At 44.1% G+C, this 22,684-nt stretch carries 24 protein-coding genes; 8 read left to right on the forward strand and 16 right to left on the reverse strand.

All coding sequences use genetic code 11. The features are described from left to right. Positions 1-147: 147 nt before the first annotated feature. From pepF to ACYQ4S_RS02115, 3 genes are all read right to left on the reverse strand, one after another. Positions 148-1,962: an oligoendopeptidase F gene (gene pepF, locus ACYQ4S_RS02105; protein WP_459769058.1), complete on the reverse strand. Its 1,815-nt coding sequence runs from the start codon at positions 1,960-1,962 to the stop codon at positions 148-150. Positions 1,963-2,065: 103 nt separating this feature from the next. Beyond that, the gene (gene add / locus ACYQ4S_RS02110) at positions 2,066-3,070 is read right to left on the reverse strand and encodes an adenosine deaminase (RefSeq protein ID WP_346024338.1); all 1,005 of its coding nucleotides are present in this window, start codon (positions 3,068-3,070) and stop codon (positions 2,066-2,068) included. A gap of 372 nt (positions 3,071-3,442) precedes the next feature. Continuing rightward, positions 3,443-3,574 (reverse strand): hypothetical protein, encoded by a 132-nt coding sequence (locus ACYQ4S_RS02115; RefSeq protein WP_346024337.1) that lies wholly within the window; start codon positions 3,572-3,574, stop codon positions 3,443-3,445. 642 nt (positions 3,575-4,216) lie between these two features. Here ACYQ4S_RS02115 and selD point away from each other — a divergent pair. The 3 genes from selD (at position 4,217) to ACYQ4S_RS02130 (ending at position 7,231) form a co-directional block, all read left to right on the forward strand. After that, positions 4,217-5,257 carry a selenide, water dikinase SelD gene (gene selD, locus ACYQ4S_RS02120; RefSeq protein WP_459769060.1) on the forward strand — a complete coding sequence of 347 codons (1,041 nt, stop codon included), beginning with the start codon at positions 4,217-4,219 and terminating at the stop codon, positions 5,255-5,257. Positions 5,258-5,271: 14 nt separating this feature from the next. Then, complete coding sequence (gene mnmH, locus ACYQ4S_RS02125; protein WP_459769062.1) at positions 5,272-6,315, forward strand: tRNA 2-selenouridine(34) synthase MnmH; 1,044 nt, start codon at positions 5,272-5,274, stop codon at positions 6,313-6,315. A gap of 106 nt (positions 6,316-6,421) precedes the next feature. After that, positions 6,422-7,231, forward strand: coding sequence for a hypothetical protein (locus ACYQ4S_RS02130; protein WP_459769064.1), 810 nt, complete (start codon positions 6,422-6,424; stop codon positions 7,229-7,231). An 83-nt stretch (positions 7,232-7,314) separates the two neighbouring features. Here ACYQ4S_RS02130 and ACYQ4S_RS02135 read toward each other — a convergent pair whose 3' ends face one another. Continuing rightward, the gene (locus ACYQ4S_RS02135; protein ID WP_346024332.1) at positions 7,315-7,608 is read right to left on the reverse strand and encodes a type II toxin-antitoxin system RelE family toxin; all 294 of its coding nucleotides are present in this window, start codon (positions 7,606-7,608) and stop codon (positions 7,315-7,317) included. After that, a complete protein-coding gene (locus ACYQ4S_RS02140) occupies positions 7,608-7,943 on the reverse strand; it encodes a type II toxin-antitoxin system Phd/YefM family antitoxin (protein WP_346024331.1) in 336 nt (111 codons plus the stop codon). Before ACYQ4S_RS02140 ends, ACYQ4S_RS02135 begins: the two co-directional genes overlap by 1 nt. A 183-nt stretch (positions 7,944-8,126) precedes the next feature. Between ACYQ4S_RS02140 and ACYQ4S_RS02145 the strand changes: the two genes are divergently transcribed. After that, complete coding sequence (locus ACYQ4S_RS02145) at positions 8,127-8,873, forward strand: DUF4336 domain-containing protein (protein WP_459769066.1); 747 nt, start codon at positions 8,127-8,129, stop codon at positions 8,871-8,873. Positions 8,874-8,989: 116 nt separating this feature from the next. On the opposite strand, the gene ACYQ4S_RS02150 is transcribed toward ACYQ4S_RS02145, so the two are convergent. The 4 genes from ACYQ4S_RS02150 to ACYQ4S_RS02165 form a co-directional block, all read right to left on the reverse strand. Further along, positions 8,990-9,208, reverse strand: a complete 219-nt coding sequence (locus tag ACYQ4S_RS02150; RefSeq protein WP_346024329.1) for a glycine zipper family protein — start codon at positions 9,206-9,208, stop codon at positions 8,990-8,992. A 98-nt stretch (positions 9,209-9,306) separates the two neighbouring features. Beyond that, complete coding sequence (locus ACYQ4S_RS02155) at positions 9,307-9,825, reverse strand: hypothetical protein (RefSeq protein ID WP_346024328.1); 519 nt, start codon at positions 9,823-9,825, stop codon at positions 9,307-9,309. A 1-nt stretch (position 9,826) separates the two neighbouring features. Next, complete coding sequence (locus ACYQ4S_RS02160) at positions 9,827-10,591, reverse strand: SDR family NAD(P)-dependent oxidoreductase (RefSeq protein ID WP_346024327.1); 765 nt, start codon at positions 10,589-10,591, stop codon at positions 9,827-9,829. A gap of 49 nt (positions 10,592-10,640) precedes the next feature. After that, positions 10,641-10,796: a hypothetical protein gene (locus ACYQ4S_RS02165; protein ID WP_346024326.1), complete on the reverse strand. Its 156-nt coding sequence runs from the start codon at positions 10,794-10,796 to the stop codon at positions 10,641-10,643. Between the two features lie 301 nt (positions 10,797-11,097). Between ACYQ4S_RS02165 and ACYQ4S_RS02170 the strand changes: the two genes are divergently transcribed. From ACYQ4S_RS02170 to ACYQ4S_RS02185, 4 genes are all read left to right on the forward strand, one after another. After that, positions 11,098-12,507, forward strand: a complete 1,410-nt coding sequence (locus ACYQ4S_RS02170) for an ISLre2 family transposase (protein WP_346024325.1) — start codon at positions 11,098-11,100, stop codon at positions 12,505-12,507. 612 nt (positions 12,508-13,119) lie between these two features. Next, positions 13,120-13,476 carry a hypothetical protein gene (locus tag ACYQ4S_RS02175; RefSeq protein ID WP_459769069.1) on the forward strand — a complete coding sequence of 119 codons (357 nt, stop codon included), beginning with the start codon at positions 13,120-13,122 and terminating at the stop codon, positions 13,474-13,476. 485 nt (positions 13,477-13,961) lie between these two features. Further along, positions 13,962-14,936 (forward strand): bile acid:sodium symporter family protein, encoded by a 975-nt coding sequence (locus ACYQ4S_RS02180; protein ID WP_459769071.1) that lies wholly within the window; start codon positions 13,962-13,964, stop codon positions 14,934-14,936. A 59-nt stretch (positions 14,937-14,995) separates the two neighbouring features. Next, complete coding sequence (locus ACYQ4S_RS02185) at positions 14,996-16,084, forward strand: iron-containing alcohol dehydrogenase family protein (RefSeq protein WP_459769073.1); 1,089 nt, start codon at positions 14,996-14,998, stop codon at positions 16,082-16,084. Between the two features lie 224 nt (positions 16,085-16,308). Here ACYQ4S_RS02185 and ACYQ4S_RS02190 read toward each other — a convergent pair whose 3' ends face one another. The 7 genes from ACYQ4S_RS02190 to ACYQ4S_RS02220 all read right to left on the reverse strand — a co-directional run bounded on the left by ACYQ4S_RS02190 (position 16,309) and on the right by ACYQ4S_RS02220 (position 22,498). Continuing rightward, a complete protein-coding gene (locus ACYQ4S_RS02190; RefSeq protein WP_459769075.1) occupies positions 16,309-17,730 on the reverse strand; it encodes an SLC13 family permease in 1,422 nt (473 codons plus the stop codon). A 338-nt stretch (positions 17,731-18,068) separates the two neighbouring features. Continuing rightward, positions 18,069-18,638 (reverse strand): NADPH-dependent FMN reductase, encoded by a 570-nt coding sequence (locus tag ACYQ4S_RS02195; protein ID WP_346024320.1) that lies wholly within the window; start codon positions 18,636-18,638, stop codon positions 18,069-18,071. A gap of 51 nt (positions 18,639-18,689) precedes the next feature. After that, positions 18,690-19,628, reverse strand: coding sequence for a ring-cleaving dioxygenase (locus ACYQ4S_RS02200; RefSeq protein WP_459769077.1), 939 nt, complete (start codon positions 19,626-19,628; stop codon positions 18,690-18,692). Positions 19,629-19,692: 64 nt separating this feature from the next. Continuing rightward, positions 19,693-20,127: a MarR family winged helix-turn-helix transcriptional regulator gene (locus tag ACYQ4S_RS02205; protein ID WP_459769079.1), complete on the reverse strand. Its 435-nt coding sequence runs from the start codon at positions 20,125-20,127 to the stop codon at positions 19,693-19,695. A gap of 258 nt (positions 20,128-20,385) precedes the next feature. After that, complete coding sequence (locus ACYQ4S_RS02210) at positions 20,386-21,156, reverse strand: ABC transporter permease (RefSeq protein WP_459769081.1); 771 nt, start codon at positions 21,154-21,156, stop codon at positions 20,386-20,388. Continuing rightward, entirely contained in the window at positions 21,149-22,084 is a 936-nt protein-coding gene (locus ACYQ4S_RS02215; protein WP_091266375.1) for an ABC transporter ATP-binding protein, read from the reverse strand. The genes ACYQ4S_RS02210 and ACYQ4S_RS02215 overlap by 8 nt, the downstream gene beginning before the upstream one ends. A 198-nt stretch (positions 22,085-22,282) precedes the next feature. Further along, on the reverse strand, positions 22,283-22,498 hold the full coding sequence (locus ACYQ4S_RS02220) for a hypothetical protein (RefSeq protein ID WP_459769083.1): 216 nt from the start codon (positions 22,496-22,498) through the stop codon (positions 22,283-22,285). Positions 22,499-22,684 lie beyond the last annotated feature (186 nt).

Consider the following 22,684-nt stretch of genomic DNA (forward strand, 5'->3'; position numbering starts at 1 on the left):
ATTTGATTCATAAGAAGACCTCTTTTCTGGATTTGTGGTTATCTCTAGATTAAGGGTCTTCTTTCTTTTTGTCTACTTTAATTTCTTGCCCTACTATTTTACTTTCCGACAACTATTTTACACATAGAATCTGCACGTTTTGTCCACTTATTGATTTTCTTCCATAATCTGTGTCAGTTCGATCATTCGGTCGACTGATTCGTCCAGATACTTGATCGTATCCATCAGAGGTTTTTCTGTTGAAATGTCTACACCCGCTACCTTGGCAGCTTCTTCTGGTGTCTTCTGCCCCCCTAAGGCAAGAAACTCCAGCCACTGTTCCGCCTTCATTTCACCTTGAGACATTTTCAGGTATGCCTGAGTTGCAATGGTCAGTCCAGCAGAATAGGTATACGGGTACAGCCCCATATAATAGTGGATCTGCCTCATCCAAGTCAGCTCGGCTCCTGCTTCTATCTCGACAGCATCTCCCCAGAATTCTTCAAGGACGCTTCGTTTCAGTTCACTCAACTTGTCCGCATCAAAACTTTTTCCTTCATCAATCAGACGGTAGACTTCCCGCTGATAGGCCGCTTCAAGCAAGTGCGTAACGAAATTATGGAAGTAGGTCTTTGATATCATTAGAGAAATGACGTTACGTTCCATTCTCGGATCGTTCGTCTGCTTGGTTAAGTAGTCAGTCAGAAGCAGCTCGTTGAAAGTTGACGGGGCTTCGATCAGATAAAGTGACGGGTCCGAACCGGTAAAGGAGTTGTTTGCATTGGTCAACTCACTTTGTCCGGCATGACCGAGTTCATGGAACAAGGTATAGGCATCTGTCAGATCTCCTGTCCAAGTCATAAGGATATACGGGTGCTTGCCGTATGCAGCGGAACAGAAAGCACCCGACTCCTTTCCTTTGTTCTGAGCGAAATCAATCCACCGTTCAGGGTAAGCACGCTGGAGCAAGTTGACGTAGTCCTCGCCCAATGGTGCCATCGCCTGTTTCAGTAAGTCCTGGGATTCTTCTATACTGACTTTAGCCGTATAATCAGGATCCAGATCGACTTTCAGGTCAGCATAAGTGAACCTATTTAGACCATGGACCTCTTTCAAATGCGTCACATATTTGCGCATGACTGGGGCAAACTCCTTCATGATCACATCGATTTGGCGGTGATACAAAGCCTGATCTACTTCCTGATCTGCAAGCAAATAGTCAAATATTGAGTCGTACCCTCTCATATTTGCAATGGTCTTTTCATGCTGCACATGATTATAGTAGGCAGTCGCTACGACATTTTTATATTGACTGAGCGTATGGTTGAATGCGTCATACGCTGCACGACGGATCTCTTTGTCGGTATCATACATGTACACTTCTTCGTACAAAACAAAGCTAAGTGGATACTCTATTCCGTTCACTTCAAACGTTTTAAAATCAGCATCTGCGAGTCTCGCCTGTTCAAAGACTTCGGCAAACGAATCCAGAACCGGATTCAGAAGAGCCAGCGCTTCTTCCACTTTAGGATGTAGCTTGCCTTTCTTTGTCAGCTTAATGAGTCTCATGAATGGTGCGAAACGAGGCTGGGATTCACTTACTTCGTCTAATACTGACTCACTCAGTTCTTCCAGCTGAGATTTGAAAAAGCTGAGTTTCGCACTCGTGTCAGCCAGAAAGTTGGCGGCATGTCTGTTTTTTATTTGGGCTTCACTGTCGGAAATGTCGACAGTTACCGGCAACATGGCATAAGACTGGATATGGGACATGACCGTCCGTATGTCTTCATAGGCCTCGACCGCTTCTATGACAGATTTCGCATCATTCAGTTTTCCATCGACTTGTTTAATAAAATGAGCGGTATCCTGTTTTACTTTCTCTACTGCCTCTTCGTAGGCTTTTTCATCTTTAAATACAGCAGACAGGTCCCACTTCAAGTCGTCGGCTACTTCAGATCGTTCTCTTAATTCATTAGTTGTCATTGGCAGGTTCTCCTTCAATAAAAAGAATAGGGTGCGTGATGTTTTTAATACTTATTGTGTCTATCGTTAGTATCTGTCTTAATCGTATGAAAATCATGATTCCCTAAAAAACGTACTGTTCTTCGATCTGGCGGATCACCTGCTGTTTGGTTCCTTCATCAGTAAAGGCATAGGTGATTGCATTGAGCATCACTTGTTTCAGATCAGTTGAAGTCATTCCGCAGTGGGCGATACAGATCATCAGCTCATCCGTTACAGTGGTATTCGAAACGGTCCGGTTGTCCGTATTGATGCAGACTTTTATTCCTTCATCCAGGAAGTATCTCAGCGGATAGTCCTTAAATGACGGAATGGCACGCGTCTGAATGTTACTTGTCGGGCACAGTTCGAGAAGAACGTCTTTCGCTCGCACATTTTGCAGTGCATCTTGGTCCTGTCTGATCGCTACACCATGACCAAGTCGTCTGGTTCCCATGTCCATCGCGGACAGGACATTGTCGACAGAGCCCGTTTCTCCAGAGTGAATGGTCATGTCCATGCCCAGGCTTCTCGCTGTGCTGACCGGTCTTCTGACCTGCTCGTTCGGGAAGTTTCCTTCGTCTCCTGCCACATCGACTGCCGCTACCATTCCTTCAGGAAGCTGACTGACTTCTTCGAAAAGCTGTGTATTTCTCTCCTGAGTATGGTGCCTCAGTGCGCAGGCGATCAGGCTGACCTTGACGGGAAAATCATCTGCGGCTTTCCGTATCCCTTCATCGACTGCTTCTATGACTTCTTTCACGGATAATCCCTGTCTCTGGTGCAGTAGCGGCCCGAATCGGAGCTCCAGATAGACGATGTGTTCACGGTTGGCATCCTCGATCACAGCATAGGTTGCTTTTGTGAGATTCTCCTTTGTCTGAAGCAGCGGCAAGATCGTTTCAAAGCTGGACAAGTATTCCTTAAGCGTACCGGAATCGGCTGGCGCAATGGCACCTCTCATCTCTTCTTTAGGATTAGTGTAGCCTTCTTTTTCAGCCAGCTCTATTAAAGTCTTCATAGGGACAGAGCCATCCAGGTGGCAATGCAGTTCCACTTTCGGCAAGTTGACTAGTTTTTTTCTGTTCATCTGTTCACTCCTCGGCTTCATTCAGTGCGTAATATTTTTAATGACTAGTCTAACACATTCCAGATGTCTTTAACAGATGGTATATGTACAGATATCGAGGTAAACTTAGAAAAAGCACAGATGGTCTATGCTCTTCTTTTTTCCTAATTTTACGATCGTAAGAATCCGCCTTCTGAATTGATGACCTGATCGGCGATCCAGCCGTCTTCTTCAGTAGCGTGGAAAGTAATCAGCCGGGCAGCTGGTCATCCCCATTCTTCCGGACAGAAACTTCGGCTCCAAGTGCTTTTTAATCTCGTCTGTCATCCACCCCGTGTCGGTGGGGCCAGAATTGACGGCATTGACCGTAATACCTGCAGACGCCAGTTCAGCCTAAAGAGAAAGTGTAAAGGCTGAGACAGCTCCCATAGTCGCGCCGTAAGCCAGTTCGTGACAGACGGCTGCTCCGATACCTGCATCATGGCTGACCCCAGTGATCAGGGCAATCGATCCTTGTAATGTCATAGCTTCCTCCTTGTTTCGTGTGATGTGATGATTATTCATTTTATAAGAATCCGTTTACTAATTATATCTTAATCGACTGGTTATTTCCTTTGATTCTATATTTATTGGGAATTAAGCTGGTGCCAACAGCCTGTCCTATCAGTCTGATTACACTTCAAGGCAACCGTTCTGTCCTAAACAGTCGCTAAGTTCTTTAGTAGTGGAAGTTTAGACGGCCTGGCGTACGCTAAACTGTTCTTAGGGACCGTCTACTTATAGTTTAGGGTATTTATCTGATTTCATCTTGCCGTTAGAAGGCTTCTCGTTACATCTTAGATTTCGTACGTGTTATAAGCTGCAGCTAGAGCGCCTGTAGTGGAGGTTCAGACGGTCTGACGCCCGCTGAACCATCACTAAGAAACTTCTCGTTGCATCTTACCTACATCTTCAGCCACTGAACTATAAGTAGAACACCCTTTACTTCCAGTTTACTGTCTCTACTGAAGCCTAAGCTGAAACTAACCTCGTCAAGTCCTGTCATTGTTACTTATAAGACTGGGATTCTTTTTCAAAAAAAGAATCGACTTATCCTGTAACAGAATGAGTCGAGTAATGGTAAACTGTAGGTACATTGACCACCAATCAGGAAAGAAGGCATATATCATGACTCAAGTTAAACTGACGACGCTTACTAAAAAAGGCGGCTGCGGATGTAAGATCGGACCGAGTGAACTGCGCGAGGTTTTGCATACCCTGCCGGAAACAAAAAAAGATCCGAATCTTCTGGTCGGACTGGATACAGGAGATGACGCGGGGGTATACAAACTGACGGATGACCTGGCCATCGTTCAGACGCTGGATTTCTTCACACCAATCGTGGATGACCCGTATGATTTTGGTCAGGTCGCAGCGGCCAATGCACTGAGTGACGTCTATGCAATGGGCGGTACACCGATCACTGCTATGAATATCGTTGCCTTCCCTATCTTCAATCTGGACAAGTCGATTCTGACAGAGATTCTTAGAGGGGCCAGCGATAAGGTTCAGGAAGCCGGCTGTAATCTCGTGGGCGGCCATTCAATCGATGACCAGGAACCGAAATTCGGGCTGTCGGTAACTGGGACGATCCATCCCGATGACATCCGGACCAATGCCGGAGCAAAACTCGGAGACAAGCTGATCCTGACGAAACCCATCGGTGTCGGCATTTCCACTACGGCACTTAAGCGGGGACTCTTAACTGATGACGAGATTCGTCGAGTGACGGCTGTGATGGCTACTTTGAATAAAGACGCGGCTGAGGTGATGAAGGCTTATGATGTACACGCCTGTACGGATGTGACCGGCTTCGGACTGCTTGGCCATCTATCAGAAATGGCTGCAGAGAGTCATCAGGCGCTGATGATTATGAAAGTCGATGTGCCCGTGCTTTCCCGTGTGCGTGAGCTCGCTGAAGAAGGTGTCATTCCAGGAGGATCGAAAAACAACTTCAATCATGTGAAAGAGGTCGTTCACTTTGACGAACGTCTAGATTCGATCGACCAGATTATTCTCGCTGATGCTGTCACGTCAGGTGGCCTGCTGATGTCCGTCAATCCAGATGAGGCATCAGCCATGATCGATTCCTTACAGAATAAAGGCATCGACGCACGAATAATCGGTGAAGTCACAGATGGACAAGAAGGACATATTTATGTCAGATAAGAAAGGACTCTTCTATGTTTAAAGATATTTCACCCTCGGACCTGTTTGAACTCAAAGAAGCCGGACACGTAGTCGTAGATGTCCGTGCGCCTAAGGAATTCAAAGAGGCAACGATCCCAGGAGCGATCAATATTCCTCTGTTTTCAGACGAGGAACGTGCTCAAGTCGGAACGACATACAAGCATCAGGGGCAGGAGGCAGCGAAGGAGCTCGGACTGGAGATCTTTTCGAAGAAGCTGCCGGACTTTATCAGACAGTTCAAGGAGATGAAGTCTCCGGTCACTGTCTTCTGCTGGCGCGGGGGGATGCGCAGCACAACTGCCGCCACTGTAACTGATTTGATGAATATTAAAGTCAATCGACTGACCGGCGGAATCCGAGCGTATAGAAACTGGATGAAAGAGCAGATCGACACGCTTCCCCTTCCTCCTTTTTATGTGCTGAACGGCCATACTGGAAATGGCAAGACTCATATCCTACGTCAGCTCAAACAGGAAAACTATCCTGTGATCGATTTCGAAGGCATGGCGCGTCACCGCGGATCCATTTTCGGACAAATTGGTCTTGAACCCAGTAATCAGCGCATGTTCAATCTTCTTCTGGGTGAGGACCTGCTGCGTTACCAGCAATCGCCCTATATCCTGGTAGAAGGCGAAAGTGCCCGTATCGGCAAAGTCATTATTCCAGAACGCATTTTCCAGCATAAAGAAGTCAGTTCTCAGCTGGTCGTTGATCTGCCGCTTGAAGAACGGGTCGCCATCATTCTTGACGACTATTCTCCTGATGCTTACCACGATGACTGTCTGGTGGCCTTTGAACGGATCAGACGCCGCATCCATACTCCTGTTTCAAAAGCGATCGGCGAAGCTCTTGAAACAGGAGACTATCCAGAAGCGGTCAAGCTTCTTCTGACCTATTATTATGATCCGCATTACAACAGATCGATCACGCGGCCTGATGCACCGGAAACACCCATCGAGGCTTCTACTCTCGAAGAGGCTGTTGATCAGGTCAGGACGCAGCTCGACAGTCTGAATAAGATCAGACAGCAAAACTGATACGTAATGAACGCCCAGCCTGCTTTTATCCGGGTGTCGTCCACTATGTCAGCCTGTTTGACATCTGACTACTGGACTAGTTCATTGTGCTCAAAGGAGTGATTTCATGTTTACATTAGGCAGAAAGATCGACCCTCGCAACAAGACTAATCTGGCCATTATCATCTGTACTTTTGCTGCCTTCATTGCCGGCTTGCTGTTAACTACCGAGCTGATTTCCGGCTTTTACTTAAGCGGCACAGTGTTTGTGACTTGGGCACTTTCCAGAGATGTGGATCCCGCCCACAGCTATTCAGCTTTCGTCGCTGTCGCTTTGACTCTGACGAATCTGCTTTATATCGAAACGATCGAAAACACTCAGATTCTTGCGCTGTTCTGGCTTATTCTCATCTTGCGGGCAGTAAACGGCATAACCGGTAAAACGTTGACTTTACTGGACGTCATTCTGGCTCTCGGATTTACTTTCTTTCTATCATTTAATCAGGCGAACAGTCTCTACTTGTTCGTTTTCGTTCTCGCAATGGCTGGTCTATACAGGATAGGAGAACGCCAGAAAGCTGTTCTGGCAGCCGGTCTTCTCGCCTTCGTGCTGGTCATCGTCCAATTGCTGTTTATGCATCGGCTCACACTCGCGGCATTCGATGGGCAGGATCCGGTGACTCTAATTCTGATCGCGGTGACTGTTCTGTCGGCAGTTCTTTTCTGGTTTATTTCAAGACGTGAGTGTAAGGATGACCAGGGCAATCAAGCAGACCTCAGGCGAATTTTCACAGGTCAGCTCGTCTACTGTGCAGCTGTTCTGCTTCTGGTCTTTTTCGAAGACTTATCTATAAACGATCATCTAATCCACCTATCAGTCCTCTTGGGAAGCGTGATCCACTTCATGTGGTTAAGAATTAAAGAAGCCGGGGCTTGAGGGCAAACCTCAATTGATTGCACTGCATGCAATAATAAAGAGCTGTACAAGAACCACCAACCTTGGTCTTCTAGTACAGCTCTTTATTTTATCCGATCTACTGCTACGTGATAAACGTCTTGATTCTCCCGTTTACCTATTGCAATAACTTGTATTATTTCCAGTCCTTTTTCGGATTCTCTAAATACAATTCTTAATCCAGCTTTCTTATGTTTCAGCTTTCTGCATCCCGACAGTTCCCCTTTCAAGGGTTGCCCAACCTCCATGCCATAGGCCTGAAGCTTAGCTATGGACTTTCTCACCAGTATCTTTTGAGACCCGTCCAAAGCTTGGTAGTCCTTCTTTGCTTCTTCGATAAACACAACATCGTAACTCATTACTCCCAACCATTGTCGTCAGGGGCGTATTCGGCTTCAGCCAGTTCTTTGCCCATAACATCTTCCAGAGAAAAAGTTTTTGCATCCTTTTGAACATTCTGTGCCTTCAATCTTCGGGAAACTTCGTAGTCCAGCAGTTCTTCTTCCAGTTCATCAATTTTTTGTATAAGCGCCTCATAGTGCTGCTGGGTAAGCATAACACCGGCAACGTTATCACGATTTAAAATATAGACCCCCTCATTTAATTCTTCAGCTTTCTTGAAGATATCCATCGGACTCTTCTTCACATCAGATATCGATCCTTTTGGAATATTTCCAATCAGTTCAACTGCCATACTTTTTGCCTCCTTCTTTTACTAGGATTATATCATTTAGACTTTTAAAAGTCTTTAAAAAAACTCTTGAACATACTGTTAAATGCTCATAATTCTATCAGAGATATTCCTTTGTAAAATGTAATGAGACACTGTAATATTGAGCGCTTAATGATACACTGTAACCAAAAGGAGGACTCCATCATGTCGATCCCTCTATACGAACCATTGAACACACTGAAGAAAGTTGACGATAACATCTGGGTCGTGGACGCCGGACTTATCAAGATGAGCGTATCCGTACTTAAGGTCCCTTTCTCCACACGCATGACCATAGTAAAATTGGATGACGGCACGCTATGGATTCATTCGCCAGTTGCGCCTGATGAAAGTATGTTTAAAGAAATCGATGCACTAGGAAAAGTCGGACATCTCGTTTCGCCGAACAAGATCCATTATGCCTACATTGCGGACTGGAAGGCCCGCTATCCTGAAGCTAAGACGTGGGCAAGTCCCGGGGTCGATGATCGGGCAGCATCGCAGAATATTCCTGTAGTTTTTGAGTACGCTCTGGAAGACTCTGCTCCATCTGACTGGTCTGCGGACATTGACCAGCTGATTTTCAAAGGCAGCCGGGCACTTGAGGAAGTCGTCTTTTTTCATAAAGAAAGCCGAACGCTGATTTTAACTGATCTCATCGAGAATTTTGAACCTGAACGCACTGAGAGCTCAATGTGGCGATCGGTCTATAAAGCAGCCGGCATCGCTCATCCTGACGGAAAAACGCCGATCGATATGCGGATGACTTTTGCCGGACAGAAGGATCAGGCCAGAGCGTGCTACAGTCGCATGCTTGAATGGCAGCCTGAGAAAATCATCCTGGCTCACGGGAAATGGTACGAAGAAAACGGGACAGAGGAACTGAGACGCGCCTTCAGATGGCTGGACTAAAGTAATACCAAAAAAACGGATTAATGGTCGTAAATAACCTGACCTTAATCCGTTTTTTTTGATAGCCTATTTAACTTTAATGAATCCTTAGTATTCTGTCACTGTATAAGAGGTCATCATTTCTTTTTAGATTTCTTAGACGCAGGCACCGCTGTTCCTATTGCTGCACCGATGGCTATTCCTAGACCCATTCCCAGAGCCAAATTATCAAACATAAGACCAAATGCGGCACCTAAAGCAATTCCTACACCAATACCCGCACTAATATTATCATCTGTCTCATTTTCACTATTTTCTTCGATATGTTCATCTGTATTTTTATTATTATGATCCATCCATTTAGACCTCCTTTTTCTATCGTTTGTAAGACTCGACGAATTAAGCCGGATAAAAACCTAATCTTCCAGTAAATTATTCGCAAAAATCGTCTTCCTTACTCAATGTTTAACGTGAAGGCATAGCTCGCAGTACCTTCCTGCCAATTAGCCAGGACTTCATAAATGACCGTTCCTTCATTCGTCAGGAGGACCTCTTCCGATTCACTGATTACTGTGTTGTCTTCTTCCCATACTTTGACTGTATAGCTGTCCGGTTCAATTTCAAAATCCAATTCGATCGAGGTGTCTCCAGTAACTTCAAGTGCTGTCATATTACCAACCAGTTCCGGCGGAGCAGCAGATTCGGCTTCTATAGCCGTCATAGTACCTTCTTCATTGTCGATGCTCCAGCTATACGTTCCAACTACTGCGTCGACCGACTCGTCACCTGCCACAACCGTGAGTGCCGGCGGCTCGAGAATCTCGTCATTTGTGCTGCCACTGTCCTGAGTATCTATATTTCCGGTCGTTTCTGTCTCCTCACTATCTGTGAGATCGTCATTCTCAGTATCGGTGCATCCCGCGAGTATCAACAGTGCTGACATCAGGATTGATACGAGCCATTTATTAGTCATGTCAGTCCTCCTCATATCGCCAGCCATGTTCCTCATGGTAAATCATCTGCCTGGACATTCCCCCGTCAATGATGAATTCCTGTCCGGTAATGAATCCGGACTGCTTATCATTCAATAGAAAGCGAACCATCTGCACGATATCTTCCGGCTGTCCAACTCTGCCGACTAAATGCTGGCTAGCATCCTGATCAGTCAGTTCAACTTCTTCCTCTGAATGTTGAAAAGCACTCGTATCAATCCATCCGGGACTGATTGTATTGACTCGAGCCTTTTTTCCTAGACTGTTGGCCATCGCATGAGTCAGAGAGAGCAGCGCCCCTTTTGAACTGCTGTAACTTTCATTGTCTGCCATGCTTTGTCTATTGCGCGTAGACGACATGAGAATGATACTTGCTTTATCGGAAAATAATTCGGCTAAATGCTGAGTCAGGAAATAGGCCGACCCGACATTGACTTTCAAAACATCCATGAAGTCCTCATAGCTTGCTTTAGAAACAAGTCCTCCTTTGTTTATTGCCGCATTATGAATGAGCCCGTCAATGGTATCGGTTCGGTCCCTAATGAACTGGATGAACCCCTTTAGCTGTGACTTGTCAGCCAAACTTCCATAATACATGTGCAGGTTCTTTGAGGACGATTTACTTTCAAGTGCTTTTCCTGCTTTTTCGTCCTGATCGATGACGAAAAGCTCAGCCTCATTAATCAAACGCTCGACAATTGCCCTTCCAATTCCATTTGCTCCACCGGTTAATACGATTTTTTTCATATATTTACGCTCCTGACTCTGGACAGTTATTCATCCATGTTTGCTGACACTAATTTTCTTCATCATCTACTTGAATCACGTAATCTTCATAGCTGCGAATATCTATCAGCTCAATACTCCACAGCCCTTCAACATCATCGTATATGATCGAACGTAAGGACAATGATTCCGTTTCAAAACTTTCTTCTGATAATGCGCTATGCAAAGCTTCTGATTCAAAAAGTGGGCTCCTTCAGGAACTGAACTTTCAAACACATCTAATTGCCCCATTTCTGTTTGAGCAGGATAAGACTCTGCGACCCATCCTTCCAAGTATTAGCTGCTTTATTATAGTCATAGTATCATAGTTGTCTTCCGTAATATCTATTATATAGATGAAAAAGGTCGTTCCAAGCCTTTATCTATGTGTAAAATAAATGTCGGAAGAGGGAAAATCCGACCTAGACAAAAAGAAAGAAGACCCTTAATCTAGAGATAACGACAACGCTAGAGAAAGAGGTCTTCTTATGAATGAAATTATAACAGAAATCATCGAAACGATAAAGGATTCTTCCACATTATTAGAAGGAGAATTAGCCCTAGAAAAACTTTTACAACAGGTGAATCAACAATTGCTTAACGCAGCCTTTAAACAGATTGATTTAGAACTGCTTCCGAAATATAAAGAGCAGGGATATGAAATTGATAGTGTACCTAAGCGTACACTTCACATGACCGTTGGTCCTGTAGAGATTGCAAGACATCGTATGCGAAAAGAAGGCGAAAAAAGTGTCATTCCTTTTGATCAAGCTATCGGCCTAGAGCCACGTAAACGTCACTCTCCTCTTGTCGAAATGAAAGCAGCTCAAATAGCTTCTGATGGAACTTATCGCAAAGCCGAAGAAGCGATTAATCTGCTTACGCCGTTTTCATTGAGCCATACGACTATACATAAGATGACTCAAAAAATAGGTACAACTATTCAAGATTGGACGGATACGGCCCCTCTTCAAGACGAAACGGCTCAAAAGGACAAGACAAAGACGCCAGTACTGTTTATCGAAGGTGATGGTTTAATGCTCACTAAAGGTAAAGAAAAGAAACGTCCTGAAATTCATCGTGTTCAGTTCCATGAAGGTGTTGAGTATAAAGGAAAACAGAAAAGGCCTGTTTTAATTAATTCGAGAATGTTCGAGAGCACTATATCGAGTTCTGAAGCATTTAAACGCGCAAGTCTATGGCTGGAATCAATCTATGACTTACGGGAAACGATTGTCATCTCTAACAGTGATGGAGGTAGTGGTTACGATAAAGATAAATTCTATCGAATTATCGGAAAATGCCAGCGTCATGAGCATTTTAGAGATGCCTATCATGTCAATGAAAAAATCAAACAACGGATGTATTTTGATAAAAAAATGGAAGAAAAGATGAGGAAAGCTGTGCGTACATACAATCTGGATCTGGTTGAAGCGATTATAGCGACGACTGAGAGTCGAGTCAAAGGCAACGATGAAAAAGCAACGGAATATAAAGAAGAACTTTCAAGATTAAAAGCCTACCTATATAGAAATTGGGACAGTCTTAAACCCTTAAAAATGAGAAACTTACCTGTAAACAGAGGACTAGGTGTATGTGAGAGTAATCATCGCCCTTATAGTTATCGCATGAAACGGCAAGGCCGAGGGTTTTCAGCTAAAGGTGCTGGAAATGTCGCAGCGATCATTTCTGCACGAAAGAATGGAACGTTTCTCCGAGCGCTAACCGAAAAGCTTCCCGAACTATTAACGGAACTCCGACCGGAGTTCAAAGGCGCTGTACGAGCAGCTTTGAAGAAGAGCAAGACAAAACCATCAATCGGTGTAAAAATTGGGAGTATAGCTAATTACAGCTCTTCATCAAGTCCTATAGGACAATTGCAAAAAATGTTTAGTTAGAACCCTCTTTCTCAATCGTTTTGGGAGCTCAAAGAGCGATAAAGCGATTGAGAAAGAGAAAAAATAAAAACAGCGTTTCAGATTTCTAGAATAAATTTCCGAGATTAACTTTACACATACCTTTATACTTTCATCTATTAAGGTACTTAGTATGATATACTCCACTTATTCAATTGATAATTTTCACTAATATTACAACATTATTGAAAGAGAGCGTGACTGAATTGAAAAAAATATTATTAACTTCCTTCCTCACCTTAGTTTTAGCTTCCTGCGGGACACCTGAATCAGGCAGTGAACTACCCACCACTTAAATCCTCCGGATTTTGAAGTGGGGGCTTCCTACGAACTCCATTCTTGTCTGCACTGGTTTCATGCAGACAGAGGAATCGGATATGGGTAGGCTCAAAAGGCAGTCCCTGCCTCATAGGTTTTCTTTTACTTGGCTAACGCCAAGGAATACTCAGTAGGCTTGGTTGTCGCCTATATAGACTTGGTTATCGTCTATATATAAAGTATACCAAATGAGAATGACATTAACCACTTCAAGCTATCGCTTGACCGAAATTCATCTCCCACTTTCACTGGTGCTTCGCACCCATACGCTTAGAAGTGGGAGACTTCTTTCGGAATTACGTTAAAGAAGTACACTCTGTCCCTGAGGAAATCCATGGACTGCTGAACGACTTTCCCAACGCTGTTTTCCAATCAAGTCCTGCAGATTTAAGACTTGTTTCCTTTAATGACGGTGACAATGGATCATATATCGTCTTCCACTCCAGTGGAGAAGTAGAAGCACATACTGAATCAGAAGATAGTACTTTGGTCATTCATTTGACTGAAACTGAAACAGATGAGGCGATAATTAATCGGTTTACCTACTACTTAACGACGGGTGAAGAACACGATACTATTCAAGTAAGAGTCAACGATGAACCGATTCCTTTTGACCTGAGGGTAGCAATGTAACAGGGTAGGAGACCTTCGTTCTGAGAATGCTATAGACCGGAGTGTTTTAAAGCATTACTTAGTCTCACATTAAAATATTACAGTCTAAATCCCACTAAAACCCTTTCAGTAACTATTCGACTAAAATTAACAAAGGATTATATTTTTTGCTTGTCTTCTCATTTGTTTCTCTTTATTATTTAACCTAATCACTTATCAGACAGTAATTTCGCTTTAAGGAAGGACAAACTCATGACTAAACAATCTTACTCAAGTTTAATTATCATTATTAGATTCAGGGCTTAACACTGTATTTTTCTTACAGCTGTTCAAGTCCTATTCATGGTTGTTTATGAATGGGACTTAGGCCTCCCATTCTTTGTTTATAGAATGGGAGGCCTTTTTCTATTCCAGTTGGCTGTTTGACAATTTTTTTCAGGAAGGAGAATCTACCCGTGTCGACCGTTCGTTAATTTATTATCTACTTAGAAAAGGGGAATGATTTCATGCAAGTCTTTAAAAAGGTTAATCACACGTTTACTCAGTACTTATCTTTCATTGTTGTAGGTGTAGCTATTCTCTCTCTCGCTCTGCCCTCTAGTTTCTTATGGGCAGCAGGGTACTCAACAAATATTCTGCAGTTTATCATGTTTACTATGGGACTGACGATGAAACCAGCTGACTTCAGTGAAGTAATGAAGAAACCATGGCAAGTTTTCATCGTTGTTTTGGCACAATACTTGTTCATGCCTCTTTCAGCCTTTGCGTTATCACAACTATTCCAGTTACCCTCCGAAGTGGCACTTGGTCTGATCTTGGTTGGTTGTGTCCCTGGCGGAACATCTTCCAATGTCATCGCTTATCTGGCTAATGGAGACCTTCCTTTATCAATAAGTGCAACATCTGTTTCGACACTGATTGCACCTTTCTTGACTCCTGTCATGTTGTCTTTGTATGGTGGCGCATACCTAAACGTAGATTTCTGGACGATGTTCTTATCTATCGTACAAGTTGTTTTGGTCCCTGTCGTAACGGGCTTGCTGATTAGCCTGTTTTTAGGAAATAAAACTCAGAAAGCAGAAGCTGTCCTACCTACACTGTCATCTCTTGCAGTCCTTCTAGTTTTAGGGGCAACAGTTGCGGTGAACCAATCCAACTTATTAAGTACAGGTCCAGTCATTTTCCTAGTCGTCTGGTTACACAACATGAGCGGATACGGCATTAGTTACCTGGTTTGCGGCTTATTGAAACGAGGAAAAGCTACTACCCGATCTATTGCTATCGAAATAGGCATACAGAATACTGGTCTGGCCGCAAGCTTAGGGTTGGCGCACTTCAGCCCAGTCACTGCATTAGCCGCAGCTGCAGGAGCTATTGTTCATACTCTATTTGGAACGATTTATGCCAGCCTCTGCAGACGTAAAGACAGTAAAGAACTTAATGTATCTAAAGCTTCAGCCGGCGAACCCGTGCAGGCCTGACGAAGCACATATACAATTCATTTTTGAAGGGACACACTTTATAGAAAGTAGGAGAAAATATGAAACTTAGCCAAACAGTTAGAAGCGGACCAGACCAGTATATTTGCGAGGCACATGCCCTGTCGTATTTAGACCAGAAACTCGAAAGATTCGATTCCCCGGTTGTCATTACCGGTAAAAAGTCTTATGATGCCTTTCTCAAGCACTATAACGGTGAGTCGTCGTTTGAGGTCCTGAGATATGATGGCTCTGCATCCAATGAAGATATGAAGCGACTAGCCAGTCTTGCCCCTCATGCAGATTGTGTCATAGGTATCGGTGGGGGCCGCGTTCTAGATACAGCTAAAGGTACTGCCGAGCTGCTTGGCAAAGCATCGATCATGATACCTACTGTTCTGGGTACTTGTGCTGCTTATACCCCTTTATCAGCTGTATATCATCCGGATCATACGTTCAAAACTGTCGATTATTATACACAGTCAGCCTTTCTCTGTCTGATGGATCTCTCTCTTTTGGTCGAATCACCAAAAGAATATTTGCAGGGAGGAATCGGAGATACGCTGGCTAAATGGTACGAGGCTGAAGGCATCACAAGCAATATGACTGGTGACCTGCCTGTAATGGTTTCAGTAGGCCTCCAGACAGCAAAAGTTACGAGAGAAGTTCTCCTTAAAGATAGTCAAGAAGCTCTAGAAAGCATGGACCGAGGTAAGATAACTCCTGCTTTTACCCGCGTTGTCGAAGCTGTTGTTGCTATCGCTGGTACGGTCGGAGGCTTTGCCGGGGAATATGGACGAATGGCAGGAGCTCATGCTGTTCACAACGGTATGTCGCTTGTCCGTGAAACACATGTGTATGAACATGGAGTAAAAGTGGCTTACGGAATACTCGTTCAACTGGCTGCCGCTGGTAATATAGACGAGGTTAACAACCTCCAATCCTTCTATGAAGAGAACGGGTTCCCTCATACCCTGTCAGCGTTCGGTGTTCATGAAGACTTAGAAGAAAAAATGTGGCAGATTGCCTGTTTTGCTGCATCAGATAAGGAAACTTTTACTCTAGCGGTCCCAGATGCTACACCTCATACCGTCTATGAGTCGATGAAGACACTGGAATCTATGTCTCGCATGCCTCTATTGACCAAGTAAATGATTTAGACTGCACTCTTTCGTTTACCTAGCTGAACACAACTAAGGTTCTGACACGATAAAAGCAGTAAAAAGCCGTCTACTATAGATGGTTTTTTACTGCTTTCTTTTAAATAAGTAATGAATCATAATTCCATTAAAAAAGCCGCTGAATCAAAGCTGATTTCTCCTTGACCCCACGGCATATCTAATTTGACACGTATTACTTAGAATTTCAATCGGAACTAATAACTTAAAAATATCGGCTGAAGAACATAGACGGCAAAGACGATGACAATGAGTCCGGCCATATTCATCCAGAATCCGGCTTTCATCATGTCTTCGATATCCAGGATATCTGCACCAAACACTGCTGCATTCGGCGGTGTGGAGATTGGCAGCATAAATGCGCAGGATGATGCCAGAGCGACGACCGCCATGATCCCATAAGGTTCTACGCCTATTCCGGCAGCAAGCCCGACACTGATCGGCATCAGCATATTGGATACCGCTGTGTTCGACATGATCTCAGTCATGAAGAGAACGGTGGCGGTTAGAATGATCAGAATCAATAGATAGTTGAAGCGGTCCAGGTTCGACAAGATATCTCCGAACCAGACAGTCAGGCCGGATGACTCAAAAGCTGCGGCGAGTGACAAACCACCACCGAATAATAGAAGCAGTCCCCATGACAAGCCCTTCATGTCAAACCAGTTCAGGAGCCTGCCACCCTTTGTATTAGGAATGACGAACAAGGTTGTGGCCCCAAGCATCGAAATAGTTGTGTCTGACAATTCAAACGGTAGAAAGCCACCAAAAATCCATAGCAGGCCAGTCAGTGAAAAAATCGTCAGGACAAATTTTTCTTCAGTCGACATCGGTCCTAATTCTTTCAACTGCTCTCTGGCAAATTCGGAAGAAATATCCCCTTCATCCGTCACTTTAAATTTGATTTTAGTAATATAAATGTATAGTACGACTAGCAAAATCACTGTCACGATAATCCCAAACGTGAACCAGTCGGCGAAGGTGATTTCCTGGCCGAGCATATTAGAGGCAACTGCTACAAAGGTTGCATTCGGTACCGATCCGACAATTGTTGCTAGACCGCCGATCGATGCAGAATAAGCGACAGTCAGCAGCAGACCTTTGGCAAACTTCTGAAACGAGTCTTCTTTGAGAAACGCGTTATCTTTGATTTCCTTGATCAATGCCAGAGCGATCGGCAGCATCATCAAGGCCGTTGCGGCATTCGAAATCCACATCGACAGAAATGCCGTAGCTAGCCCGACACCCATGGTGATCCGACTGCTACTTGTACCCAGTAAAGCAATGATAGTCATTGCGATCCGCTTATGCAGGTTCCATTTCTCAATCCCTAAAGCAATTGTAAATCCACCCATATACATAAAGACGATGGGGTTTCCATATGCCATTGTTGCAGTGGCCTGATCTGTTCCTCCGGTTAAAGGCAGAAGGAAAATTGGAAGCAGTGACGTGGCCGGAATCGGCAAAGCTTCCGTAATCCACCAGGTTGCTACCCATGTGGTAACTGCCAGCACTGCCCTCGGACTGGCATCCAGTCCTGTCAGATCAGGTACAAAGTTAATGATTGCAAACAGGAGGGGCCCCAGACCCATCCCAATCTTTCTGAAGTCAATTCTCATGTTCAGCTCTCTCCTTAAATAATGTCTAAGCGGCATCCCCCAATGCCTACTATATAATGCAAAACGTCCAACTTAATGCACGTAGTATTTAATCATAGCGGAATCTGAACTTCAGGAATAGCGAACACAAATAAAATCTTCATTATGGGTATCATGTTCAAAACATTATAAAGTTTCAAATGTAAAAACTTTATAATATTTTGCCCCTTCTTCGTGTCACCTCTGTTATTTATTCTGGCTGATGTTTAATAGGACACTACTCTCACCTTAGCAACTTATATTAGCTAAACAGAAAAAAGCAGATCAGCGAATATAATCTGACCTGCTTCTTCATTAATTTATTTTTCTTCTGTGTCTTCTTTCACTCTCAATGGTTTTAAAGCACCGCTCCATGCATTGACCTGATCAAGCATGGCATGCACGTTGCTCAGATGAAGTTCAGCTGGTTTAAATGTTGTAAAGTTCTCGAAGTCCGTAAACAGAGATAGGGTCGGGTGAACCCGAACATCAGCAATTTTCAATTCAGCCATGACGCCACGCAAGTGCTCTGATGCTCGTGCGCCACCAGTCGATCCATAACTGACTATCCCTGCCGCTTTATCGTGCCATTCCTCTCTCAAGTGGTCTATCGCATTTTTCAGTACGCCAGAGAAGCTGTGATTGTATTCCTGAACGATAAAGACATAGCCATCCAGTTCACTAATTTTCTTCTGCCAAGCAGCGATTCCCGGCTCAGTTCCGTCGGTAGTTCCCAGAAACGGGAGCTGATAATCAAGAATATCTACGATCTCATAATTTGCATCGCCACGTTCATCTGCGATTTCTTTAACCCAGTTACCCACCTGTGGGCTGACTCGTCCATTTCGTGTACTACCTAAAATAATACCGATGTTTAGTTTTTCTGTCATGTTTTTTTATCTCCTTTTCTATTCCGTAGTTAATTTTTAATTTAATTTAATCTAATCTAACGGGGTCAAGTTGCTTTCAATTTCTTCACGTCTGTCTTCCAAAAATGGCGGGAGAACGAGGCGCTCACCTAATTCATCACTGCTCTGATCCACTGTGAATCCCGGTTTATCTGTCGCAATTTCAAACAGGATACCGTTGGACTCCCTGAAATAGAGACTCTGGAAGTAATAGCGGTCAACCAGACCGGACGAGGCAAAATGGTTAGTTTTCGCCAAATCATCCCAATAGCTCAGCTCGGATTCTTCACTGACTCGAATGGCCAGATGGTGAATGCTTCCTCTTCCAGGGCGTTCATCAGGACCTTCTAAGTGTTTGACCAAAATTTCTCCATAACTGTCTCCCTTTTGGGTCTGATAAAGCGTGTCTGTGTGTTCCTGATAAATGGGAGAATAACCCATCAGTTCAGTCAGTGTGTGGGCAAATTTTTCACTGTCTCGTACCGTTATTTCGATCGGTCCCATGCCTCGGATCTGATGCGCTTCAGGCACCTCTGACTGAGGGTAGCTTTGCCAGTGAGACATTTCTTCACCGTTCACTACGAGTAAAACAAGCTGCAGGCCATACGGATCTTCAAATTTAATGCCCTGACGTCTGGCGTAAGTTGTAATACTGCCGTGGTATACGTCCAGCTCCTCAAAGCGCGCTTTCCAGTAATTCAGACTTTCTTCTGTCGGCACCATCAAACCTATGCGGGTAATGGCATTCGTTCCCCTGTGCGTACGCCCAATTTTCGGCATTTCAAAGAAAGTAAGGCCTGTTCCCGGACTCCCAGTCTTGTCTCCGTAAAATAAGTGATACATGGTCGGGTCGTCTTGATTGACGGTAACTTTTACCCGGCGCAGTCCCAGGATATTTTTGTAAAAATGATCGGTTTCTTTCGCATTCTTCACCAGCATGGAGATATGATGATGTCCTAAAATTGTTGACATGTGTTTTCCTCCTGTTAATCGTCACTTGATTAGTCGATTGATTGAGTAAAAAAATTGGGCACTGCTAGCCCAGTTCTTTTTCCGTATGTCGTTGGACTTTCGTCATTAATTTATACAATGTCTTCTGTTCTTCTCTGGACAGGCAGTCCTCCATCAGCGATGTCTGAAATGCCAGCTGGTGTTCGAACACACTTTCCAGTTTCGCTTCGCCTTTATCAGTCAGGCTGATCCACTTTGTCTTCCATTCACTGGTCCGCTGGATATATCCGTCCCGCTCCAGTCTACTCAGCATCCTCGAAATGCCACCGGCTGAAATCGTAATCTTCTCGGCCAGTTCACTTTGGGACAAAGGCTGATAGGTGCCAATCTGATTCAGTACATCGAACTGAGCGGCCGTGATGTCGAAGCGTTTCAGAAAGTCGTTGGACAGCAGTGCACTTTGATGTGTGAATCGTGTGATGCGAACCCAGATCAGTGACGCTAACGTATTTCGTTTCACCGGTATCATTCCTTTCTATACCATCAGTTTACATGTCAACTGATTAAAAAGCAAGCCTTTTATCTTATTTTTTGTAAGCAATATTTATAGAAACACAGACAGTACTATTATTGAGCTGTCACACTAAAACCTGGAACGACTAAAAAATATTTTTACTCCTATATAAAAAACCTGTCGGAATCAGTTGAATAAACTAATTACGACAGGCTAGAGTTTGATTTTTTTATGGCAATGTCTTCCTGAATAGTAAGATTATAATTAACTTCGAAGTCCTCGGCCTTTTTCAATCAGATACCAGTCGATCGAGTATAGAACGATGATGAACAGGATCAGAATGAGGACAGAGAAAACGATTGGTACATCGATGACACCTAGGAAGCCGAAGCGGAAACCAGAAATCATGTAGACGATCGGGTTCACGCGGGAAACGGCTTGCCAGAATGGCGGCAGCATCGAAATCGCATAGAATACCCCTCCCAGATAAGTCAGCGGCTGTAAGACGAATGTCGGAACTATCGACACATCATCAAAGGACTGTGCGAAGATCCCGTTCAGAAGTCCAGCCAGTGAAAAGAGAATAGATGTCATTAGAAGGGTCAGAATGACTACACTCCAGGAGTAGACTTGCAGCGGCACGAAGAACAGAGAAATGATCGTGACAAGTGCTCCTACAAGAATACTTCTTCCCAGCCCCCCTATAACAAATCCCCACATAATGATATGCGTCGGAACAGGTGCAATTAAAAGTTCTTCAATATTCTTCTGAAATTTTTGAGAAAAGAAGGACGACGAGACATTTGAATAGGAACTCGTAATGACCGACATCATGATCAGTCCGGGAACGATGAACTCCATATAGGAGAAACCTTCCATTTCACCAATTCGTCCACCGATCAGATTTCCGAAAATAACGAAATACAAAGAAGTCGTGATGACTGGTGGAACCAAGGTCTGGATCCAAATTCTAAGGTAGCGGTTCGTCTCCTTGACCGCCAGACTTTTTAACGCTGTAAAATAAAGACTAAACATGTGCATCCTCCACTACGTGTTTTTCTTCCGTAATTTTCAGGAAGAGTTCTTCTAGACGATTCGATTTGTTTCTCATGGACAGAACTTTGATCCCCTGTTCGGTCAGCTGACTGAACACCTCGTTGATGCCCTGGTCCCGGGCAACTTCTACTGCCAATGTCGAATCTTCGATCATTTCAAAGTCGAAACCAGTAATGACTGGCTGTCTGTCTGATGAATCGAGATCCAGAATAAAGGTTTCAAATTGAAGCTTGGCCAAGAGAGATTTCATGCTCGTGTTTTCGATGAGCTCCCCCTTTTGAATGATTCCGATATTGCGGCAGAGCATTTCCGCTTCTTCCAGATAATGGGTGGTCAGGATAATGGTCGTGCCACTGGCATTCAACTCTTTCAGGAAGGTCCACATCTCGCGGCGCAGCTCTATATCCACACCGGCAGTCGGCTCATCCAGAATCAGCAGCTTCGGCTCATGCATCAAAGCACGGGCGATCATCAGACGTCGTTTCATTCCCCCGGACAGCATACGAGCACGGACGTCTCTCTTTTCCCAGAGATCAGACTGCTTAAGATACTTCTCACTGCGCTCAAGGGCCTCTTTACGGGAAACCCCGTAGTAACCGGCCTGATTCACGACAATCTGCTGGACGGTTTCAAACGGATTGAAGTTGAATTCCTGAGGAACCAGCCCAATCTGTCTTTTGACCTGCATCAGCTGCGTGTCCAGATCATAACCAAAGACTTTTACTTTTCCTGAAGTCTTATTCACTAAAGACGTGACGATACCGATCGTCGTAGATTTCCCGGCTCCATTCGGTCCAAGAAGGGCATAAAAATCTCCTTCTTCAACAGTCAGATCAATGCCGCGCAGAGCTTCCACGCCTCCTGCATAGACCTTCTTCAAGCCTTCTATTTCAAGTGCATATGTCATTGCTTAACGATCTCCTTATCTATTGATTCTATAATGTAATCCGGCAGAACTTTAAAAAATTATACTTCACTGTATGATAAAAAAGCCCAACTGGAACAGTTTAATGTAAACTGACGCAAAAAACCAGACCTTCGTCTTTACCGAAGGTCCAGTTCCGATTCTCACATCATATATTATACGCTTTATCCTCTTTCTGTTCTACTCCAAGATCAGTGAAAATGCATAACTTGCTTCTCCCTGTTCCCACTCTGCCTGGACTTCGTAAACGACTTCCCCTTGAGCGGACAAATCAATGTCCGACGACGATCCGGTGGTGGTCGTTTCATCTTCCCAGATCCGGATCGAATAATCGTCAGGCTCCTCTTCAAAGTCAAAGGTGACAGACGTATCGGCTGTCGCTATCACTGGTTCCATAGTTCTAACCAGTTCCGTCGGGGCATCTATATATTTATACTTGAAAAAGATGTGTTGAAGTAAGTTTAGTTTACCGCTTCATTCTCTTTTATGCATTATCTAATCTCATTTAATCTTCTAAAAACGTAGCCGACGAATAATAGTTCCCTTACTTCTAGTATATTTTCCCATATGCAAAAAAAGAAG

The sequence above is a fragment of the Alkalibacterium sp. s-m-28 genome, assembly GCF_054658175.1.

Excerpts from the sequence above, each read along its gene's own strand:
- add (WP_346024338.1), bottom strand. The coding sequence starts at position 3,070 with ATGAACAGAAAAAAACTAGTCAACTTGCCGAAAGTGGAACTGCATTGC.
- ACYQ4S_RS02150 (WP_346024329.1), bottom strand. The coding sequence starts at position 9,208 with ATGGATCATAATAATAAAAATACAGATGAACATATCGAAGAAAATAGT.
- ACYQ4S_RS02135 (WP_346024332.1), bottom strand. The coding sequence starts at position 7,608 with ATGAGTTACGATGTTGTGTTTATCGAAGAAGCAAAGAAGGACTACCAA.
- ACYQ4S_RS02145 (WP_459769066.1), top strand. The coding sequence starts at position 8,127 with ATGTCGATCCCTCTATACGAACCATTGAACACACTGAAGAAAGTTGAC.
- ACYQ4S_RS02160 (WP_346024327.1), bottom strand. The coding sequence starts at position 10,591 with ATGAAAAAAATCGTATTAACCGGTGGAGCAAATGGAATTGGAAGGGCA.
- ACYQ4S_RS02195 (WP_346024320.1), bottom strand. The coding sequence starts at position 18,638 with ATGACAGAAAAACTAAACATCGGTATTATTTTAGGTAGTACACGAAAT.
- pepF (WP_459769058.1), bottom strand. The coding sequence starts at position 1,962 with ATGACAACTAATGAATTAAGAGAACGATCTGAAGTAGCCGACGACTTG.
- ACYQ4S_RS02220 (WP_459769083.1), bottom strand. The coding sequence starts at position 22,498 with ATGGAACCAGTGATAGCGACAGCCGATACGTCTGTCACCTTTGACTTT.
- ACYQ4S_RS02180 (WP_459769071.1), top strand. The coding sequence starts at position 13,962 with ATGCAAGTCTTTAAAAAGGTTAATCACACGTTTACTCAGTACTTATCT.
- mnmH (WP_459769062.1), top strand. The coding sequence starts at position 5,272 with ATGTTTAAAGATATTTCACCCTCGGACCTGTTTGAACTCAAAGAAGCC.
- ACYQ4S_RS02210 (WP_459769081.1), bottom strand. The coding sequence starts at position 21,156 with ATGTTTAGTCTTTATTTTACAGCGTTAAAAAGTCTGGCGGTCAAGGAG.
- selD (WP_459769060.1), top strand. The coding sequence starts at position 4,217 with ATGACTCAAGTTAAACTGACGACGCTTACTAAAAAAGGCGGCTGCGGA.
- ACYQ4S_RS02200 (WP_459769077.1), bottom strand. The coding sequence starts at position 19,628 with ATGTCAACAATTTTAGGACATCATCATATCTCCATGCTGGTGAAGAAT.
- ACYQ4S_RS02190 (WP_459769075.1), bottom strand. The coding sequence starts at position 17,730 with ATGAGAATTGACTTCAGAAAGATTGGGATGGGTCTGGGGCCCCTCCTG.
- ACYQ4S_RS02140 (WP_346024331.1), bottom strand. The coding sequence starts at position 7,943 with ATGGCAGTTGAACTGATTGGAAATATTCCAAAAGGATCGATATCTGAT.
- ACYQ4S_RS02130 (WP_459769064.1), top strand. The coding sequence starts at position 6,422 with ATGTTTACATTAGGCAGAAAGATCGACCCTCGCAACAAGACTAATCTG.
- ACYQ4S_RS02185 (WP_459769073.1), top strand. The coding sequence starts at position 14,996 with ATGAAACTTAGCCAAACAGTTAGAAGCGGACCAGACCAGTATATTTGC.
- ACYQ4S_RS02155 (WP_346024328.1), bottom strand. The coding sequence starts at position 9,825 with ATGACTAATAAATGGCTCGTATCAATCCTGATGTCAGCACTGTTGATA.
- ACYQ4S_RS02170 (WP_346024325.1), top strand. The coding sequence starts at position 11,098 with ATGAATGAAATTATAACAGAAATCATCGAAACGATAAAGGATTCTTCC.
- ACYQ4S_RS02215 (WP_091266375.1), bottom strand. The coding sequence starts at position 22,084 with ATGACATATGCACTTGAAATAGAAGGCTTGAAGAAGGTCTATGCAGGA.
- ACYQ4S_RS02115 (WP_346024337.1), bottom strand. The coding sequence starts at position 3,574 with ATGACATTACAAGGATCGATTGCCCTGATCACTGGGGTCAGCCATGAT.